We start from the raw sequence: 19,979 nt of genomic DNA, 5'->3' as shown, positions 1-19,979 counted from the left end.
GAGGCGGACCGGCTGTTGCCAGCGGGGGGCGCCTGCCTGCCGCCTTCCTGCTTTTTGCGCGCGATTTGTTCGCGTGCGCCACCTTGCGATCGTGGGATCGCGCGGTAAGTTTCTCCCATGGCCACGGCCGCCTCGCCGGTGGCTGATCTTTCAAGGAAAACGTAAATGCGCTTCGGATCGCTTCCTGTTTTTGTGCTGACCCCGGCTCTCCTCCTGTCCTCGCCGTGCCTGGCCGCGAAGACTTATCCGGTTGCGGAGAAAGAGGTGCTGGAGCTTTCCAAGCAGGCCATCGCCCTGCGCTCGGTCAAGGGTGAAGGCAACAAGACCCCCGAAGTGGCGCAACTGTTCCGCGAGGCGCTGATCAAGGGCGGGTGGGATCCCAAGGCCATCGAGATCGTCCCCTTCCAGGATACTGCCTATCTCATCGCCACCTGGCCGGGCAGCGACCCTTCGCTCGCACCGGTGGTGGTCTCCGCGCACATGGACGTGGTCGAGGCCAAGCCCGAGGACTGGGAGCGCGATCCGTTCACGCCGGTGGTGGAGAACGGCTATCTCTATGGGCGCGGGGCCAGCGATACCAAGTTTGACGCAGTGCTGGCGATGGAAGCGATGATGGAACTGCGCCGGCAGGGCTTCCAGCCCAAGCGCAGCCTCGTGATCGCCTATTCGGGTGACGAGGAAACCACGATGGACACCTCGAAGCTGATCGCCGAGCGGCTCAAGAACGCGAAGATCGTGATCAATGTCGATGGCGCCTCGGGCACGCTGTCGGAAGAAACCGGCAAGCCGCTCTACTGGAGCTGGCAGGGCGGAGAGAAGACCTACATCGACTACAAGATCGAGATCACCAACCCCGGCGGCCACAGCTCGATGCCGCGCCCGGACAATGCCATTGTCCAGATGTCGCAAGTGCTGGACCGGATCGGGCATTACAATTTCAAGCCGGAACTCAACGACATTACCCGCGCCTACTGGACTGAGGCGGCAAAGCTTGAACCCGATGCCGAACTGGCCGCGGCGATGAAGGCCTTCGCGGCCAATCCGGAAGATCCTGCCGCGCTCAAGGTGCTGCGCGCCAATCCGGCGATGGTGGGCCGCATTGCCACGACGTGCGTGCCGACGATGATTTCGGGCGGCCATGCCCAGAACGCGCTGCCGCAGAGCGTGACGGCGAACATCAACTGCCGCATCTTCCCGGGCCATTCGCGCGAGGAGATCATGGCGGAGCTGGAGAAAGTGGCCGCCGAACCGGCCGCGCAGTTCTCCGATGTCACGGGCGACGATTCGGTGATGGCACCGGCCTCGCCGATGGACCCGGAATTCGTGGCGGCCGTGAGCAAGGCGGTGAAGGCGGCCTGGGGGCCGGTGCCGATCATTCCGATGCAGGCTTCGGGCGCCTCTGACTCGATGTGGTATCGCGCGCTGGGCGTGCCCAGCTATGGCGCGAGCGCCACGATGATCAAGGAATCGGAAGACTTTGCCCACGGCCTCAACGAACGCGAGCCGCTGCTCAATATCCGCCCCGGCATTACCTACTACCTGAGCCTCTACAAGGATCTCTCCGCGAAATGAGGCATTCGGTGACATTCGCCGCGCTGGCTCTGACGCTGGCGGCCACGCCGGTTTCGGCCCGGCCGCTCTACGTGGAAGCGGGCCACTTGCTGGATGTGGAAAGCGGTGCGGTGAAGACCGGGCAGTGCGTGCTCGTGGAGGACGAGCGCGTCGCCCGGATCGAGCCTTGCGGCAAGACGCCGGAGGGGGCCGAGCGGCTCGACTGGTCGGCCTATTGGGTGCTGCCAGGCCTCATGGACCTGCACACCCACCTTGCCGATACCGGCCAGAGCGCGGACCTTGCCGCTCCGCTCAAGACCTCGCCCGCGGCCACCGCGCTGCTTGGGGCGCAGAACGCCCGCGTCACGCTGGATGCCGGCTTTACCACGGTGCGCGATGTCGGGACTTATCGCGGGCTGACCGATGTCGCGCTGCGCGATGCCATTGCCGCGGGCGAAGTGCCGGGGCCGCGCATGTTCGTGGCAGGCGCCTATATCACGATCCCGGGCGGCGGCGGCGAGTTGAACGGCGTGGTCCCCAATGACCAGCTCCCGCCCGACATGCGTCTGGGCGTCGTGAAGAATGCGCAGGAGGCCCATGACAAGGCCGAATACCTGTTCGGCCATGGCGTCGATTTCCTCAAGCTGATTGCCACCGGCGCAGTGCTGGCGATCGGCACCGAGCCGGGCCAGCCGGAGCTGACCGAGGACGAGATGCGCGCGGCCATAGAGGTGGCGAAAGCGCATGGCAGCTATGCAACGGCCCATGCCCACGGCGCCGAGGGGATCAAGGCCGCGATCCGCGCTGGCGTCCACAGTATCGAACACGCCAGCCTGATCGATGATGAAGGTTTGCGCATGGCCAGGAAGGCGGGCGTCTGGCTGGTCATGGACATCTACAACGGCGATTACATCAACGACGTCGGCACCAAGGAAGGCTGGCCGGAAGAATACTTGCGCAAGAACCGCGAGACGACCGAGACCCAGCGCGAGGGTTTCGCCAAGGCGGTGAAGATGGGCGTCAAGCTCGCCTATGGCACGGACTCGGGCGTCTATCCGCATGGCCTGAACGCGCGCCAGTTTGCCTACATGGTCCGCTATGGCATGACGCCGTTGCAGGCGATCCGTGCGGCGACGATCGATGCCGCCACGCTGATCGGCCACGACAAGGAACTGGGCTCCATCACCGCCGGCAAGTTTGCCGACATGATTGCCGTTGCCGGTGATCCCCTGCAGAACGTGCGCGTGCTGGAGAGCGTGGCGCATGTGATGAAGGTCGGAGACGTTGTGAAGTGAGCGCCGCTGCGGCACTGCCGGACTTGCGCGAGGCCGTCGCGCGCGACCCTGCCAATGCGGCCAAGCACCGTATGCTGGGCCGGGCCTTGCGCGCGCTTGGCCGCGACGGGGAAGCCGAAGTGTCGGAGATGGCGGCGATCCGGGCTTCGGTCCACGATCCGGTGATGATCGCCATTGCCCGGGCGATGATCGACAACGATCTGCCCACGGCGGAAACCCTGCTGCGCCAGCGGTTGAAGCAGGACCCGTTCGATGTCGCGGCCATCCGGCTGATGGCGGAACTGGCCGCGCGCATCGGCCGCTATCGCGATTCCGAGGCGCTGCTGCGCCGCGCGCTGGAACTGGCCCCTGCCTTCGCCGCGGCCCGCGCCAATCTGGCGACTGTGCTCTACAAGCAGCACCGCTTTGCCGAGGCGGTCGGGGAACTCGACAAGGTGCTGGCGGCGGGTGAGGTCGATGCCGGCAAGCTCAATCTCAAGGCCGCCGCCTTGGGGCGGATCGGCGGCTATGACGAGGCCTTGCGCATCTATACCGAGCTGACCCGCACGTTCCCCGATCATGCCAAGCTGTGGATGAGCCTGGGCCACATCCTCAAGACCGTGGGCGATCAGGCCGAGGCCATCGCCGCCTATCGCCGCGCGCTGGAGATCGAACCGGGGCTGGGCGAGGTCTGGTGGAGTCTGGCGAACCTCAAGACCGTGCAGTTCGCCGATGCGGACGTGGCCGCTATGGAAGCGGTGCTGGAAAGCGGAACGGGACTCTCGAACGAGGACCGGCTGCATCTCCATTTTGCCTTGGGCAAGGCTTTCGAGGACCGGGCGGAGCCCGGCAAGTCCTTCACCCACTACGCCGAAGGCAATCGCCTGCGCAGCGAGGAGCTGAAGCACGATCCCGATGTCATCGCCGCGCAGGTCGACCATGTGATCGAGACGCTGACGCCGGCGTTCGTCGCCGAACGCATGGGGCAGGGCGATCCTTCGCCCGATCCGGTCTTCATCCTCGGCCTGCCGCGCGCGGGCTCCACGCTGATCGAACAGATCCTTTCGAGCCATTCGCAGATCGAAGGGACCATGGAACTTCCGGACATTCCGCAGCTGGCCATGCGAGAGGCGCGCGAGGCAGGCGGCAAGCGGCAGGACTGGCCCGATGCGTTGGCGGCGATGGAGCCCGGCAGGCTGGCGGAACTGGGCGCCGAATTCCTCGAACGCACGCGCATCCAGCGCAAGACGGACAAGCCGTTCTATATCGACAAGCTGCCCAACAACTGGGGCTACCTGGGCTTCATCGCGCTGATCCTGCCGAATGCGAAAATCATTGATGCGCGGCGCCACCCGCTCGACTGCTGCTTTTCCAATTTCCGGCAGCACTTCGCCAAAGGGCAGGCCTTTGCCTACGACCTGTCCCACATAGGGCGCTACTATGCGGACTATGTGCGGGCGATGGCGCATTACGACCAGGTCCTGCCGGGCCGGGTTCACCGGGTGATCCACGAACAGCTTCTCGACGATCCCGAAGGCGAAGTACGCCGGCTTCTCGATTATCTGGGCCTGCCGTTCGAAGAGGCGTGCCTGCAGTTCCACACCAATACGCGCGCGGTGCGCACGGCATCGAGCGAGCAGGTGCGGCGGCCGATCAATCGTGACGGGGTGGGGCAGTGGCGGCCTTATGAAACCTGGCTTGGTCCGCTCAAGGCCGCGCTCGGCGATCTGGTGGATACTTACGCGGAGCGCTGACAGCCGGATCCGCTAATGTGGCAGAAATGTCATAGGTTACACCGCTCGATTCCCACGTCTTCCTAAAGCTGTTGTCAAGGCCGCGAATTTGTGGCGCCTTCCCGATCGGGCAATGTCCAGGGGGTTGCTGATGGGTATGTCGCTTCCGGTTCGTCGTCGCAGCATGGTTGCCGTGCTGCTGGGTTCAACTGTTCTTGCCGCGGCGCAACCAGCGCTTGCGCAGAACGCTCCGGCCGGCGCCGATGAGGGCGACGTCATCTACGTTACGGCCCAGAAGCGTACCGAGAACATGCAAAGCGTGCCGATCGCGATTACCGCGCTGGGCAACGAGAAGCTGGAGTCCCTGCAGGTCAAGGACATGCAGGATACGGTCAAGTTCCTGCCTTCGGTCACGATCCAGACCACCCAGCCGGGTTTCAGCCAGATCTATTTCCGCGGTGTCGCGTCGGGCGAGAATGCCAACCACTCGGGCCCGCTCCCGACCGTGGGCACTTATCTTGACGAAATGCCGATCACCACGATCCAGGGCGCGCTCGACATCCACGCCTACGATCTGGCCCGCGTCGAGGCGCTGGCCGGGCCGCAGGGCACGCTCTACGGCGCCAGCTCGATGGCGGGCACGGTCAAGATCGTCACCAACCAGCCGGACTACTCCGGCACTTACGGCGGGGAGGACGTGGAACTCAACAGCGTGGCGCATGGCGCCATGGGCGGGGTGGCCGAAGGCTTCGTGAACTTCCGCCTGTCGGACCATGCGGCGCTGCGCGTCGTGGCATGGTATCGGCATGACGGCGGCTATATCGACAATATCTACGGCAGCCGCACGTATCCGACCTCGGGGATCACCCAGAACAACGCGGACTACGTCAAGAAGAACTACAACGATGTCGATACCTACGGCGGCCGCATGGCGCTCGGCATCGAGCTGGACGAGAACTGGACGCTCAAGCCGACCCTGATGGGGCAGATCCAGAAGACCCATGGCAGCTTCGCGCAGGAGCGTTCGAGCGCGGTCACCGGCAAGCTTCAAACCGTTCAATACAATCCGGAGTGGAGCAAGGACCAGTGGTATCAGGCCGCTCTGACGGTCGAGGGCAAGCTGGGCAACTGGGATCTGGTGGCGACCGGCGGCATCCTCAACCGCAAGGACTACACGGACGCCGACTATTCGGACTATTCCTATTTCTACGATGCCCTCTACGGCTCCGGCGCCTATTTCTATGACAACAATGGCGATCTGGTCAGCCCCAACCAGTACATTCAGGGCAAGGACGTCTATCACCGCCAGTTCGGCGAACTGCGCATCAGTTCGCCGCAGGACAGCCGCCTGCGCCTGATCGCGGGCATGTTCTACCAGCGCCAGTCGCACTTGATCGAGCAGAACTACATCGTCGATAACATCGCCGATTCCATCACCGTGCCGGGCACGGCCAGCGACATCTGGCTGACCAAGCAGAAGCGCATCGACCGCGACTATGCCCTGTTCGGCGAAGTGAGCTTCGATCTGACCGACAAGCTGACGGCGACCGGGGGCCTGAGGGCCTACAAGTACAAGAACTCGCTGGTTGGCTTCTTCGGATACAGCGATGGCTATTCCAGCCGGACCGGCGTGGCGGCCTGCTTCGCCGACGCCATCGTCAGCGGCACGCCCTGTACCAATCTCGACAAGGTGACATCGGACACCGGCGTCATCCCCAAGCTCAACCTCACCTACAAGATCACGCCCGATGCGATGATCTATGCGACATGGTCGCGCGGCTTCCGTCCGGGCGGTATCAACCGGCGCGGCACGCTGGCGCCTTATGGGCCGGACAAGCTCGACAACTACGAACTGGGCTGGAAGACCCAGTGGGGGCCGCTGCGCTTCAATGGCGCGGTTTATCAGGAGGACTGGAACAATATCCAGCTCTCGTTCCTGGGCGAAAACGGCCTGACCGAGATTCGCAACGCCGGTGTCGCGCGCATTCGCGGCATCGAATTCGATCTCGGCTATCACAAGAACGGCCTCACGCTGAGCGCGGGCGGCAGCTACAACGATGCGACGATCCGCAAGGATTTCTGCCTCATCGCCAATTCCAGCTTCGATTGCAGTCTGGCTGGCACCGATGGCACCGAAAACGCACTCCTGGCTCCCAAGGGAACACGCCTGCCAACCACGGCGAAGTTCAAGGGCAATGCTGTTGCCCGCTACGAATTCCCCGTCGCCTCGTGGGAAGGGCACGTCCAGTTCGCGGTCAATTACATCGGCAAGCGGCGCAGCGATCTTCGCCTTTTCGAAAATTCGCTCAAGGGTGAGTTCGGTGCCTATACCACGGCCGATGTCAGCATTGGCGTGAAGAACGACAAGTACCGGGTCGAGCTCTATGCAACCAACCTGTTCGACAGCAACGGCGTGATCGACAGAGGGGTGCAGTGCCTGGAAACCACCTGCGGCGATCCGTATAACATCAGCAGCACGGGCGGCGTTTTCTATGACTACGTGATCAAGCCGAGAGTGATCGGCTTGAAGGTCGGCGCCGATTTCTGAACCGCAGACCCCATTTGAACCGCTGAAAAGGGCGGAGTGCGCCGGGGCCGGGGTGACCACAGGGGGACGCCTCGGCCTCGTTGCCGCAACTGCGCTGGTCATGGGCAACATGATCGGCTCGGGCGTTTTCCTGCTTCCGGCCAGTCTGGCGCCTTATGGCTGGACCGCCGTGATCGGCTGGATCGCGACGACGGCAGGGGCCCTGGTGCTGGCCTATGTCCTGACGCGTCTGACTCGCGCCTTGCCGGAAGCGGGCGGGCCGGCGGGTTTCGTGTCCGCTGCCTTCGGTTATTCAGCCGGGTTCTTCATCAGCTGGATCTATCTGGTCTCGATCTGGACGGCGGTGGTGACTATTGCCGTGGCCGCGATCAGCTATCTTTCGAGCATGGTGCCGGTGCTCGGGAACATCCCGGCGCTTGCGGCGATCGTGCTGCTCTGGCTTCTGGCACTCGTCAATCTGCGCGGCGTGCGGGCGGCAGGCAGCTTTCAGATCGTGACGGTCGCGCTGAAAGTGCTGCCATTGCTCGTCGTGGCCGTGCTGGCCGTGATCGTGCTGTCGACAGGGCAAGTGGCACCGCCGCCTTTCGTTCCGGGGCAAGTCACGTTTCACGGCGTCAACGGCGCTGCCAGCCTGACTTTGTGGGCGCTCCTCGGCTTTGAATCGGCGAGCGTTGCGGCCGGGCAGGTTGAGCGGCCGGAAGTGAACATCGCGCGCGCGACGCTGTGGGGTACGGGGCTCACCGGCGTGCTCTACCTGCTGGTCTGTTCTGCGATCGGCCTGCTGCTGCCGCCCGAGGTAGTGGCGCAGTCGCCCGCACCTTTCGCCACGTTCGTGGGGCGTTTCTGGAGCCCGCAGATCGCCGGTCTCATTGCCATCTTTGCTGTCATCAGCTGCGTGGGCGCCGTGAACGGCTGGACTTTGCTGGAAGCGGAGATGGTGCGCGACATGGCGGCGCGGCGGATGCTGCCGGAATGGTTCGCGGCCGTCGACCGGCGCGGCACCGCGCGGCGGGCGCTGGTGATCTCGACCGTGATTGCCAGCCTCTTCGCCGCAATGAGCGCCAGCCGCGCGATGCAGGCGCTGTTCGAATACCTGTTGCTGCTGTCGACCTCGGCCGCGCTGTGGCTCTATCTCGCCTGCGCGCTGGCGGCGCTGCGGCTGGGCGTGGCGCGCATTCCTGCCCTGATCGGCGTGCTCTATTCGCTCTGGACGCTGTGGGGGGCGGGGCTCACCGCCAGCGGCCTCAGCTTCGTGCTGATGGCGCTGGGGCTGCCGATCTGGCTCTGGCTGAAATACCGCAAGCCGGTTCAGGGCAGTTTCTAAAGCGCGATCGCTTTACTTTGCATCGTCATTGCGAGGCCCGCAGGGCCGCGGCAATCCAGAGCGAGCGTAAACTGCCCTGGATTGCTTCGCTGCGCTCGCAATGACGAAGACTATAATCAAAGCTGCTGGCTTTAGCCGATCAGGCAGTCCAGCCACTTTTCCGCGAGAGCTTCGGCTTCTTCCGAAGTGAAGGGCGCCTTGCCCAGGCTCAGTTCCAGCCACAGGCCGTCGATCAGCGCGGTCAGCGCGACCGCGGGCAGGCGGGTATCGGTCAGGTCCGGGCGGAATGCACGGATGAGATCTTCGATGCCGCCGCGGAACTCGCCGTAGATTTCCGTGTGGAGGGCGCCGATCGATGGATCGGCGGGCGTCATGCTCCAGAACGCCAGCCAGGTGCTCAGCAGTTCGGGATCGGCGATCGGGGAGCGGAAGCTGGCATTGAGATAGGCGAGCAGCCGGGCGCGCGGGTCCTGGCCCGCCTGCGCCACGGCATCGGAGAGCGCGGCCGCCACGCGGTTGCCGGTCCAGCGGTAGGCCTGGGCGATCGCATCGCCCACACCGGCGAAATAGTGCCGCAGCAGGCCGGGGGAGACGCCTGCCAGCGTGCAGATCGAGCGCACCGAGGTGCCGCCCACGCCGTTTTCGGCAAGGCACCGCGCGGTCGCCTCGATCAGGCTCTGGCGGCGCTCGTCGGGATCGGCGCGACGGAAGGATTGATGCCCGGTCATAAGCTTGTTATACGATCGTACAACAAGGAGCGCGCATTGGCAACGCAGGCCGTACAGATCGCTGGAAACGACCCGCTGGAAGGCTGGAGTCTGCCGGCCTGGATCTATTCCGATCCCGAGTTCTTCGAGGTGGAGAAGGACCGCGTGTTCGCGCCGAGCTGGCAGGTCGTTTGCCATGTCAGCGACATTCCCGAGCCGGGCGACTGGCACACGCTCGACTACATCGGCGAAAGCGTGATCGTGGCGCGCGGCACCGATGGCGAGGTGCGGGCCTTCACCAATGTCTGCCGCCACCGCGGATCGCGCATTGTCGATGGTTCGCATGGCTGCGCGAAGAAGCTCGTGTGCCCCTACCATGCATGGACCTATGAGTTGGACGGCCGCCTTTCCGGTGTGCCCGACAGTGCCAGCTACCCCGATTTCGACCGTGCCGGCCATGGGCTGGCCAAAGTCGATATCGAGATCTGGCGCGGTTTCATCTTCGTGCGTCTCGTCGATGACGGCGGCCCTTCGGTGGCGCAGATGATGGCGCCTTACGAAGCGATGGTCGCGCCCTACCGGTTCGAGGAGCTGAAAGCGCTCGGCCGCGTGACGATGCGCCCGCGCACGGTCAACTGGAAGAACATCGGCGACAACTATTCCGACGGCCTCCACATCCCGGTCGCTCATCCCGGCCTCACCCGGCTGTTCGGCAAGGGCTACGGCGTCGAGGCGGAGCGCCATGCTGATCGCATGTGGGGCGATCTGGTCGATCAGCCGTCTGCGAACTGGTCCGAGCGGCTCTACCAGAACCTGCTGCCGCCAGTGCCGCACCTGCCGGCCGACAAGCAGCGCCACTGGTTCTATTTCAAGCTCTGGCCCAATGTCGCTTTCGACATCTATCCCGATCAGGTCGATTTCATGCAGTGGCTGCCGGTCAGCCCGACCACCAGCCTGATCCGCGAAATCAGCTATGTCCTGGACGATGACCGGCGCGAGATGCGCGCTGCGCGCTATCTCAACTGGCGTATCAACCGGCAGGTCAATGCCGAGGATACCGCGCTGATCACGCGCGTGCAGGCGGGCATGGCCTCGCGCAGCTTCACGGTGGGGCCGCTGTCGGACAAGGAAGTGTGTCTGCGCCACTTCTGCAAGCGCATCCGCGAGATCATTCCCGAGGCCCGCCGCGAGACCCGGCCCGCGCCCGGCTGGAGCCACGCATGACCACCAAGTACGACGCGATCATCATCGGCGCGGGCCACAACGGCCTCGTCTGTGCCTTCTACCTCGCCCGCGCGGGGCTGAAAGTCCGGATCGTCGAGCGGCGCGACGTCGTCGGCGGGGCGGCGGTGACCGAGGAATTCCATCCCGGTTTCCGCAATTCGGTGGCCAGCTACACGGTCAGTCTGCTGCAGCCCAAGGTCATTGCCGACATGCGTCTGGCCGATCACGGCTATCGTGTGATCGAGCGCCCGATCTCCAACTTCCTGCCGCAGGAAGACGGCGGCTATCTCAAGCTCGGCGGTGGGCTGGAGCGCACGCAGGCGGAATTCCGCCGCTTTTCCGCGCACGATGCCGAAGTGCTGCCGGCTTATTACGATGCTCTCGAAGGCGTGGCTGAAGTGCTGCGCCACCTTGCTCTCAAATCCCCCCCGAATGTCGGTGACGGCATTCGCACCTTGATCGCCGGAGCCCTTCAGGGTCGCAAACTGGCAGGCCTTCCGATCGAGGCGCAGCGCGACGTGCTGGACTTGTTCACCAAGTCCGCACGCGCGCTGCTTGACGGCTGGTTTGAAAGCGAGGCGGTGAAGGCGGCGTTCGGGTTCGACGCGGTGGTGGGCAACTATGCCAGCCCGGACACGCCGGGCAGCGCCTATGTCCTGCTGCATCACGTCTTCGGCGAAGTGAACGGCAAGAAGGGCGCCTGGGGCCATTCGGTCGGCGGCATGGGCAACATCACCCGGATCATGGCCAAAGTCTGCCGCGATCTGGGCGTCGAGATCAGCCTCGAATGCCCGGTCGACAGAGTGCTGGTCGATGGCGGCAAAGTGGCGGGTGTCCGCCTCGAAAGCGGAGAGGAGATCGCGGCGCCGCGCGTGATTGCTAATGTCGGGCCGAAGCTGCTCTATGGCAAGATGGTCGACAGTGCCGACATGCCCGCCGATTTCGCGCGCCGGATGAAGAGCTTCAAGGCGGGCAGCGGCACCTTCCGCATGAACGTCGCGCTGTCCGAACTGCCGCGCTTCACTTGCCTGCCGGAGCCGGGCGAGCATCACCAGTCGGGCATCATCATTGCCCCGACGCTCGACTACATGGACCGCGCCTTCCTCGATGCGAAAATCCATGGCTGGTCGAAGGCGCCGATCGTGGAGATGCTGATCCCCTCGACCATCGACGACAGTCTAGCCCCCGAAGGGCAGCACGTCGCCAGCCTGTTCTGCCAGCAGTTCGCGCCCGAGCTGCCCGACGGGCGCGACTGGGACGATGAAGAGGACAAGGCCGCCGATACGATCATCGATACGGTCGAGGCTCATGCGCCGGGCTTCCGCGCCTCGATCCTGGGCCGTCAGGTGCTGAGCCCCAAGGGGCTGGAGCGTAAGTTCGGCCTGATCGGCGGCGACATCATGCACGGCAACATGACGCTCGACCAGCTCTGGTCGGCGCGCCCCGTGCTGGGCCACGGCGCCTATCGCGGGCCGGTCAAGGGGCTCTACATGTGCGGCGCGGGCACCCATCCGGGCGGCGGTGTGACCGGCGCGCCGGGGCACAACTGCGCGCATGAAGTGCTGGCTGACAAGGGGCGCTATCGCCGCTTCCACGCCTGAGGCAGGCCGTCCGGCACGCCGCAGGCAAGCTGGGGCATCTCCAATACAAACGCCTTGATCGCACCGGCCAGCGCCGGGGCGCGGCTGTGCACTTCCGGCAATATGAATTTGAGGTGGTATGGATTGCAGTTGTTTTTGAAATATTCCGTTAGTTTATTTATATAAATATATATTTCACAAATAAATTTCATATAAATGAATATACATTTCTAATTTTTCACTACGATATCTTGCGAATGGGATTACATGCTGGGGTGCTGAGAGGTATGTAAAAAGGAGCGCGCCATGCAGGGCTATCGCAGGTTTGCGGGACTTTCGGCATCGGTGATCGGCTGTCTTGCCGTCTTTGCGGTATCTCCGGCGGCGGCGCGGGGGCAGGTGCAGGCATCCGGCTGCGCGGCAGAACCCGTGATCGACAGCAAGACAAGCCTCACCGATCTGTCCGATATCTGGTTCGGTGATGGCAGTTTCCGCTACGCGATCATGCTGGCGACCAATGCCCGTTCGGGGCAGGGCAGTTTCGCGTTCATTGGCGATCCGAACCAGCTCACGCCCGGCAGCAAGGTGTGCATCCCGCAGATCGGGGAAGCCGAACGGATGCGCCGCCGGTACAATCGGTATCTCAATGCCGTGCACGACATGGCGCTCGCCGAGCCGTGGGAAGCGGTCGATACGCTCGATCCGCTGCCGCAAACCGGCACGTATCGCGTGGCGACATGGATCCGCGCGGATCAGGTCGGCCGCTATCCCTCCTCGCCGTCGAGCGGTTTCAACTATGCCGTAGGCGGGGATACCTGGGTGACGCTGGAGCCGTATCTCCAGGAATTCTGCAAGAATTACGTGAGTACGGTCAGCGACGACCCGGCGGCGCTGAACCTGCGGCTCGAAGAGCGTCTCGGCCTGCCGCCGGTGTCGGCGAAGGCCTATTTCGCGGTTCTGGAGATCGATGCGGCCGCATCCAACAGCGGCGGCATGATTTTCCGGCCCTGCGCCATCCCCGCAACGAACACCACGTCCTGCGCCGCTGGCGCGCCGCAGGCCAATCAGCCGTTCTTCTATCAGCAGTATTACGATTCCTACGGAACCGCGATGCCCGCCGAATATCCCTGGACCTCGCTCGGCTATACGTTTGACTGGGCTCCGCAGCCCGAGACGATGAGCAAGCTGATGCAATATGTCCGCGTCGGCGAGAGCGAATACGTCGTGCCGAAGGGGACGATGACCCGGTTCATCGGCACGTATTCCACGGCACAATATTGCGCGCCCTGAACGTGTGCGTCTCGCGGCAATCCCGGTGATCGCCGCTATTAATCCAGGGATGGGATCATGAAATTCGGCATTTTCCTCCTGATGCAGTCACCGACGGCGCAGCCTTCTTCGGAGGTCTATGCGCGTGCGCTGGAAATCGTGGACTTGGCCGAGCAGCTTGGCTTCGAGGCTGTCTGGCTCGCCGAACATCATTTCACCAATTACAGCCACAGTTCGCAGCCTTTCGTGCTGCTGTCCCATCTGGCCGCCCGCACCCGGCGCATCCGGCTCGGCACTGCGATTGTCCCTCTGCCGCTGCACGATCCACTGCTGGTGGCTGAACAGGCCGCGACTGTCGATGTGCTGAGCCATGGCCGGCTGGAACTGGGGCTGGGCAAGGGCTACCAGCAGTACCAGTTCGACCGTCTGGCCAGCCGCAAGGAAGAAGACCCGGCCGCCTTCGACGAAATGGTCGACCTGACGGTCAGGGCTCTGTGCGGAGAGCCGTTCCGGTTCGATGGCCAGACGCGGCATGTGCCTGAAACCCTGCTTTATCCGCATCCGGTGCAACAGCCGCCGCCGATCTGGTATGTGGTGAATTCCACCCATGCCGATGCCGTGGCGGCTGCGGCACGGCGCGGTTTCAACCTCTTTACCGGGGTTCTGGAACCGATTTCCCGGCTCACCAATGTCCGCGCGCAGATCGATGCGCTGAATCTTCCGCACCGCGTCCGGATCGGCACGCAGCGCCCGGTCTTTGTCACGCATAGCGAGAGCGAGGCGGTGGAGGCGGTCGAGGAAGTGCAGTGGAATGGCCGCGTCAGCGTGAGTATGCGCCATGACCTCGGCCAGATCGTCAAGGGGATCGCACTGCCGCAGCCGTTTGCGAACGAGCCCGGCCTGGAAACGATACTGGCGGACAAAGTGGTGATCGGTTCGCCCGACCATTGCATCCACCAGATCCGCCGCATCGAGGAAGGGCTGGGCGCCGATACTTTCAATTGCAGTTTCTGGTTCGGCAACCTTCCGCAAGAGCGGATACTGGCCTCGATGCGGCTCTTCGCCGAGCGCGTCATGCCGGCCTTTGCCAGCCCGGTGCGGGCTTCCTAATCATCCCTCGCAGGTGAGGGGCGCGCGTGGCGCAGGGACAGGCTGCTTCACACCAGCGAGAACAGCAGCGCCCAAAGTGCCAGCCCCATGGCGATGGCAATGCCCCAGCCGACAGGAGAGATGCGGTCTCCCAGATGGAAAGACGGCACGGCCGGTGTCCGGTGTGTGAGCCTGTTCATGCGACCTCTCGAAGTCTTTTTGCGTTCGTTTTTGATATTCATGCGCTTTATGTTGGGCTCGTGTTCCACCGTTGGAAGTCAGGTGGAGATAGAACCGACCGTATCATAGGTTCGAGAACGGTGCGCTTCAAATCGGATTCAGTCTGTTTTGCATCGAATTCGGAAGGTGTTTTTGCTTTCAGTGCCGGGTGGGCGACGCGCCCCGTGAAGGACTCCAGTATTGGTGCGGCAATGCGTGTTGGCTTTCTGAGGAAGTTTGGCCGGTATTTCCTCCGATCCGGAGCAATTCTGACCGCGTTTCCGGATGCGAGGCTCTGTCGGATACCTCTGCTACTGGTCAGCGGGCGGCCCGGCGGGCGGTTGCAGTGGGTTTCCGGTGGAGCGAGTCCAGCCGTAAACCGCAGAGCTTTCCTGCTGCACCGGTTCGGGCCGGACATGCTCTGAAAGAAAGGCGCGGTCTGCCGGTTCCAGAATGGGCCGCAGCGGCAGTCCCGCGAGATAGGCGATGCCGGCCTTGCGGCTGGCGGGATCGTAGGGCCGGATCTGCGCGAACATTCCGATCGTCAGCAGGCCCGCGTCGCGCAGCACGGCCACACGCCGCAGGTAGATCTCGGCGCGGGTCTGGGCTGCGGCGGTGCGCGCGTTCAGCAGGTCGTTGGTGACGTCGAGAACCTCGCGCAGAGTGCGGATGCCGGAGGTTTCCTGCTTCTTCACGCCTTCCACCGCGCGTTCCGCGGCCTGCACGGCCGCATCGTAGCGCGGCATGGCTTCTCTGGAGGCCTGCAGCAGGCTCCAGTCGGTGGCCAGCGTCTCGCGCATGTCGCGGCGCGCCTGCTCGATGAATTGCCGGTCGGCCAGGTTGCGGTCGGCCGCTTCGCGCAGGGCGGAGGAAAGCTGGCCGCCGGTATAGAGCGGCATTGTCAGGCTGATCCCGGCCTCCAGCGATTCCTCGCGCAAGGTGTTCTGATAGGCCGTGACGGGACTGCGCAAGGCCGAAGCGAAGGCATGGACTTGCGGGCGCATTTGCGCCCGCGCCGCGCCGACGGCCGCGCGCGAGCGGGCTTCGGTGAATCTGGCGGCGCCAAGCGCCGGATTGTGGCTTTCCGCCTCCACATAGAGCGTTTCCAGCGTCGGGAGGTCCGGCAGGGCCGGCAACGGGGCCAGCGCCTCGGGATAGGCACCCACCAGATTGCGGTAGCGCGCCGCGCTGGCCTCGACCGTGGAGCGCGCGATGATGACGCGGCCGGCGGCCAGTTCCAGCCGGTTGTTGGTCTGATCGACGTCGGGCGCGGTGGAATCGTGCAGGCGGTAACGCTCGGCGATCACGTCGCGCTGTTGCCGCAGCAACTGGTAGATCTCCAGCGCCACGCCATAGAGCTGAATATCGCGCTGCAGCGAGACATAGGCGTTGACTACGTCGAGGATCAGCTGCTGGCTGCTGGAGCGCAAGTTTTCCCGCTCGATCATGCTGGCGGCTTCCGCTGCGTCCACTCGTGCCGCCAGCAGGCCGGACGTGAACAGCGGCTGGGACAGCGTGACGTCCACCGAGGTTGCAAAGCCGTCGTATTCGGAAGGGTAGGCGGTCCCGCGAATTCGAGTGGCCGTATAGGTATGCTGGGCACTGGCGCTGAGCGTCGGCCCGTAGGCGGCCCGCGCCTGCACCACGCCTTCGTCGGTGGCGCTGGCGAGGTCGCGATTGCCCTGCAGCGATGGATTGTTCTCGTAAGCCGCCGTCAGCGCCTGTTCGAGCGTGTCGGCGTGCGAGGGGCTCGCCGCGAGTGCCCATGCGGCGGTCAGGCAGGCGAATCTATAGGTATAAGTTACCAAGAACTTTCCCCTATTGTTTGATGAAGAACTGAAGATCCGTCCGGACGGAAGCGCCAAAACTGATCTATTCGCGCTAGTTGTTTATGGGTTCGTCTGTTTTGCTGCAGCGCGAGATTGTTCCGGACAGGACATAATTATGCGAATACGCGCGGGCTGGCGGCTGATGACAGGCGATACGGGATGCGTGGCACGGGGCTGCCGCAAGGCAGGCTCGGCGCTGCGGTGGCCTTGCCTGTGATCTTCTCGGTCAGCCTCTCCGCCGAACTGAAAGCGGCGATAGCTCCGATCCGGCGTGTTCTGCTGCCGGTGATCGCCATCAGCAGCGTTTACAACGTGCTTCTGCTCGCAGGTTCGTTCTTCATGCTGCTGACCTATGACGACGTGCTGCCCAGCCGCTCCGTTCCCTCGCTGGTCAGCCTGCTGGTGCTGGTGGCGCTGGCCTATGCGTTTCAGGCCCTGCTCGACGTGACGCGGGGGCGGATCATGGTCCATGTCGGCTCGCTGTTCATGCGCGCGATCAGCGACCGGGTGCTGGACGTGATTTCCCGTTACGAACTGAACCGGGGCGCGATGCCCAACGGCACGCAGATCGTGCGCGATGCCGATACCGTGCGTGGCTATCTGTCTGGGCCGGGGCCGCTCGCCATTCTCGATCTGCCGTGGATTGCGGTCTATCTGCTGATCCTGAGCATATTCCACTGGGCCCTGGGGCTGCTGGCGCTGTTGGGCGTTTTCGTGCTGGTCTCGCTGATGCTGCTCAACAACCGGATGACGGCGCCGCTCGCGCTCGAAACGATGCGCACGGGGGCTGAGCGCGCCACTCTGGCCGATGCCACGCTGCGCAATGCCGAAACGCTCCGCGCCATGGGCATGGCGGGTGCGCGGCGCGAGCAGTGGCACCGGATCGAGGCGGCCTATCTGCGCGCCAATGACCGCTTTTCCTTCATTTCCAGCACGATGTCGGGCTCGACCAAGGCGTTTCGCACCTTGCTGCAATCCTCGACACTGGCGCTGGGCGCCTATCTGGTGATCGACGGCAGCGCGACCGGTGGCATCATCATTGCCAGTTCGATCCTCTCGACCCGCGCGCTGGCGCCGGTCGAGCAAGTGATCGCCAACTGGAAAGGCATGGTGTCGAGCCGGCAGGCGATGGACCGGCTGCGGGGCCTGCTGGAGGCCGTGCCCCGCCGGATCGAGCCGATGGGGCTGGAAGAGCCGAAATCCGCATTGGTGGTTTCGGGCATGACCGCCGCGCCGCCGGGCACTCGCGCGGTCACGCTGGCCGATGTCAGCTTCAAATTGGCGGCGGGGCAGGCGCTGGCGGTGGTCGGGCGAAGCGGCTCGGGCAAGACCACGCTGGCGCGCGCGGTCTGCGGTATCTGGCCGGTCCTGCGCGGCGCGGTGCGGCTCGACGGGGCGACGATGGACCAATGGTCGCCCGACCAGATCGCCCGCATCGTCGGCTACGTGCCGCAGTCGATCGAGCTGTTCGAAGGCACGATCGCGCAGAACATCGCGCGTTTCCGCCCCGATGCCGACCGCGAGGCGGTGCTGGAGGCGGCGAAGGCGGCCGACTGCCATGACCTGATCGTGCGGCTGGAGGGCGGGTACGACTATCGGATCGGGCCGCAAGGGGGCGGGCTTTCCGCCGGGCAGCGGCAGCGCATTGCGCTGGCCCGCGCGCTCTACGGCAATCCCTTCCTGATCGTGCTCGACGAGCCCAACAGCAATCTCGATCACGAAGGCGAAGCGGCGCTGGGCATGGCGATCCGGCATGTGCGCGAACGCGGCGGGATCGTGCTGGTGATCGCGCACCGGCCCAGTGTCGTTGCCCATGTCAGCCATATCATGGTGATGAACAATGGCCGGGTCGAGCGCTTCGAGACGCGCGAGGATTTCGAGGCGAGGATGAAGCTGCCCACCCCCAAATTCGGCGGCGAGGCGCCGCGTGCGGTTCGCTCCGCTTCCGAACCGGCAAGAGAGGATGCGGGCGTGCCCGTGGAGGCCGGGCGGTGAACCAGTCCGTGCAACTCGCGGCTGGGGCGCCCGTCTATCCGCTGCCCGTCATCGCCGGGGAATTGCCGGGTGTCCCGGAGAAGGAATTGTCCGGGCTGATCCGGTTCGGACTGGGCGCCGTGGGGCTGCTGGTGTTCGGGGTGGGCGGCCTCATCGCGTTTCTGCCCATGGCGGGGGCGGTGATCGCGCCGGGTGAAGTGACGGTGGAAACGCACGTCAAGGAAATCTCTCATCCGTTCGGCGGCGTCGCTTCGGATATTCTGGTGCGCGATGGCGATGTGGTGAAGCGGGGGCAGGTGCTGATCCGGCTGGACAGCCGGGTCTCGGGCGCGGAGGCCGAATATACCGGACTGGGGCTCGACCAGCTTTTGGCCAGGGCGGCGCGGCTCCGGGCGCTCCAGAGCGGCGCGGCGGACGTCGCGTTTCCCGCGGAACTGACGGCCAAGGCGCAGGACCCTGCGGTCAAGGCCGCCATGAACGACGAGCGCCGCAGTCTTGTGCTCGGCCAGCAGGCGCGGGCGGATCAGGTGCGCCAGCTTCAGGCCCGGATCGCCCAGAGCCGCGCGGATATCGCGACTTATGCCAGTCAGGCCGATGCCTATGCCCGGCAGGAGAAGCTGGTGAATGAGGAACTCGTGCAGACCCGCCAGCTCTACGAAGGGCGTCTTACCACGCTCGATCGTCTCAATGCGCTGGAACGGTCCGCGGTCGGCGTGCAGGCGCAGAAGGCGGCCGCGCAGTCCGGCATGGTGCAGGCGCGCGCGCGGATCGGCGAACTGCAGGTGCAGATGGCCTCTGTCACCAGCACGGCCCGCAGCGAGGCGGCGTTGGAACTGGCGCAAGTGCAGGCCGCGATATCGGACTTGCGCAAGCAGGATGCCGCCGCCAGCGACCAGAACGACCGGACCGCGATCCGCGCGCCTCTGGACGGCATTGTCGACAAGTTGCAGGTCCGCACGGTCGGCAGCGTGGTGCCCGCCGGTGAGGCACTCATGGAGATCGTACCGGCGCGGGACCGGCTGGTGGTCCGCTCGCAAGTGCAGCCGACCGATATTGACAGCGTGGCCATCGGGCAGCCCGCGCACGTGCGTTTCACCGCGCTCGATATGCGCACCACGCCCGAGCTGGCAGGGACGGTCACGCAAGTCGGGGCAGACCGCACGGTCGATCACGGGACCAGCCGCTCTTATTATTCCGTCACTGTCTCCATTCCGGATGTTGAGTTCCGCAAGCTGGGAAAAGCGCGGTTGTCTGTGGGGATGCCGGTCGAAGCTTTCATCCAGACCCAGCAAAGGACAATGCTTCAATACATAATTCGCCCGCTTTCGGATCAATTCAAGCGCGCCATGCGAGAGTAACTGTAATACACTCGGGCGTATCGGGGGATTATTCAAATAATTGGTGATTTTCAGAAGTAATTCTCGACGTTCGAAAGGTTTTCGGGCGCGCAATTTACGAGGTTGTCTTCGGGCATGTTTGGAGAGCGACATTGATGTCAAACCGTGCTGATGATGACTCTCGTCCCTTTGCTTCGTCATGGCGAGGCGGCGAAGCCGGCGCGGCCATCCAGAGCGGGCGCAAACCACCCTGGATTGTTTCACCCTGCGGGCTTGCAATGACGAAAGAACGGGACATGC

The 19,979-nt window shown here is 64.3% G+C and carries 15 protein-coding genes; 11 read left to right on the top strand and 4 right to left on the bottom strand.

Annotation, left to right across the window (positions count from 1 at the left end):
• Positions 1 to 165: 165 nt before the first annotated feature.
• The 5 genes from NN5_RS02045 to NN5_RS02025 all read left to right on the top strand — a co-directional run bounded on the left by NN5_RS02045 (position 166) and on the right by NN5_RS02025 (position 8,430).
• Complete coding sequence (locus NN5_RS02045) at positions 166 to 1,572, top strand: M20/M25/M40 family metallo-hydrolase (protein WP_067732380.1); 1,407 nt, start codon at positions 166 to 168, stop codon at positions 1,570 to 1,572.
• Entirely contained in the window at positions 1,569 to 2,846 is a 1,278-nt protein-coding gene (locus tag NN5_RS02040; protein WP_067732379.1) for a Xaa-Pro dipeptidase, read from the top strand. Before NN5_RS02045 ends, NN5_RS02040 begins: the two co-directional genes overlap by 4 nt.
• Before the next feature lie 128 nt (positions 2,847 to 2,974).
• The gene (locus NN5_RS02035) at positions 2,975 to 4,579 is read left to right on the top strand and encodes a tetratricopeptide repeat-containing sulfotransferase family protein (protein WP_373280317.1); all 1,605 of its coding nucleotides are present in this window, start codon (positions 2,975 to 2,977) and stop codon (positions 4,577 to 4,579) included.
• A gap of 136 nt (positions 4,580 to 4,715) precedes the next feature.
• Positions 4,716 to 7,106, top strand: coding sequence for a TonB-dependent receptor (locus tag NN5_RS02030; protein WP_084384676.1), 2,391 nt, complete (start codon positions 4,716 to 4,718; stop codon positions 7,104 to 7,106).
• Between the two features lie 52 nt (positions 7,107 to 7,158).
• Positions 7,159 to 8,430, top strand: coding sequence for an APC family permease (locus NN5_RS02025; protein ID WP_157080964.1), 1,272 nt, complete (start codon positions 7,159 to 7,161; stop codon positions 8,428 to 8,430).
• Positions 8,431 to 8,561: 131 nt separating this feature from the next.
• Here NN5_RS02025 and NN5_RS02020 read toward each other — a convergent pair whose 3' ends face one another.
• On the bottom strand, positions 8,562 to 9,158 hold the full coding sequence (locus tag NN5_RS02020; RefSeq protein WP_067732376.1) for a TetR family transcriptional regulator C-terminal domain-containing protein: 597 nt from the start codon (positions 9,156 to 9,158) through the stop codon (positions 8,562 to 8,564).
• Between the two features lie 36 nt (positions 9,159 to 9,194).
• Here NN5_RS02020 and NN5_RS02015 point away from each other — a divergent pair, with 36 nt between their 5' ends.
• Positions 9,195 to 10,361, top strand: a complete 1,167-nt coding sequence (locus NN5_RS02015; RefSeq protein ID WP_245656147.1) for an aromatic ring-hydroxylating oxygenase subunit alpha — start codon at positions 9,195 to 9,197, stop codon at positions 10,359 to 10,361.
• The gene (locus NN5_RS02010) at positions 10,358 to 11,962 is read left to right on the top strand and encodes a phytoene desaturase family protein (protein WP_067732374.1); all 1,605 of its coding nucleotides are present in this window, start codon (positions 10,358 to 10,360) and stop codon (positions 11,960 to 11,962) included. Before NN5_RS02015 ends, NN5_RS02010 begins: the two co-directional genes overlap by 4 nt.
• Here the strand turns inward: NN5_RS02010 and NN5_RS02005 are convergent.
• Positions 11,941 to 12,153, bottom strand: coding sequence for a hypothetical protein (locus NN5_RS02005; protein ID WP_067732373.1), 213 nt, complete (start codon positions 12,151 to 12,153; stop codon positions 11,941 to 11,943). The two genes, NN5_RS02010 and NN5_RS02005, sit on opposite strands and share 22 nt — an antisense overlap.
• Before the next feature lie 94 nt (positions 12,154 to 12,247).
• Between NN5_RS02005 and NN5_RS02000 the strand changes: the two genes are divergently transcribed.
• Together NN5_RS02000 and NN5_RS01995 are read left to right on the top strand one after the other, a co-directional pair.
• Complete coding sequence (locus NN5_RS02000; RefSeq protein WP_067732372.1) at positions 12,248 to 13,231, top strand: hypothetical protein; 984 nt, start codon at positions 12,248 to 12,250, stop codon at positions 13,229 to 13,231.
• 57 nt (positions 13,232 to 13,288) lie between these two features.
• Complete coding sequence (locus NN5_RS01995; protein WP_067732371.1) at positions 13,289 to 14,320, top strand: LLM class flavin-dependent oxidoreductase; 1,032 nt, start codon at positions 13,289 to 13,291, stop codon at positions 14,318 to 14,320.
• 47 nt (positions 14,321 to 14,367) lie between these two features.
• On the opposite strand, the gene NN5_RS27130 is transcribed toward NN5_RS01995, so the two are convergent.
• Positions 14,368 to 14,499, bottom strand: a complete 132-nt coding sequence (locus tag NN5_RS27130) for a hypothetical protein (protein WP_281190391.1) — start codon at positions 14,497 to 14,499, stop codon at positions 14,368 to 14,370.
• Between the two features lie 330 nt (positions 14,500 to 14,829).
• Positions 14,830 to 16,326, bottom strand: coding sequence for a TolC family outer membrane protein (locus NN5_RS01990; protein WP_245656145.1), 1,497 nt, complete (start codon positions 16,324 to 16,326; stop codon positions 14,830 to 14,832).
• A gap of 180 nt (positions 16,327 to 16,506) precedes the next feature.
• Here NN5_RS01990 and NN5_RS01985 point away from each other — a divergent pair, with 180 nt between their 5' ends.
• Both NN5_RS01985 and NN5_RS01980 read left to right on the top strand, forming a co-directional pair.
• Positions 16,507 to 18,342, top strand: a complete 1,836-nt coding sequence (locus tag NN5_RS01985) for a type I secretion system permease/ATPase (protein WP_084384675.1) — start codon at positions 16,507 to 16,509, stop codon at positions 18,340 to 18,342.
• Positions 18,339 to 19,700 (top strand): HlyD family type I secretion periplasmic adaptor subunit, encoded by a 1,362-nt coding sequence (locus tag NN5_RS01980; RefSeq protein WP_157080962.1) that lies wholly within the window; start codon positions 18,339 to 18,341, stop codon positions 19,698 to 19,700. The genes NN5_RS01985 and NN5_RS01980 overlap by 4 nt, the downstream gene beginning before the upstream one ends.
• Positions 19,701 to 19,979 lie beyond the last annotated feature (279 nt).

Origin of the sequence: Novosphingobium naphthalenivorans NBRC 102051, assembly GCF_001590985.1 — a bacterium.
GTDB lineage: Bacteria > Pseudomonadota > Alphaproteobacteria > Sphingomonadales > Sphingomonadaceae > Novosphingobium > Novosphingobium naphthalenivorans.
Note: the sequence above shows the minus strand (reverse complement) of the source record. Positions and strands in the feature narration are given on the sequence as shown.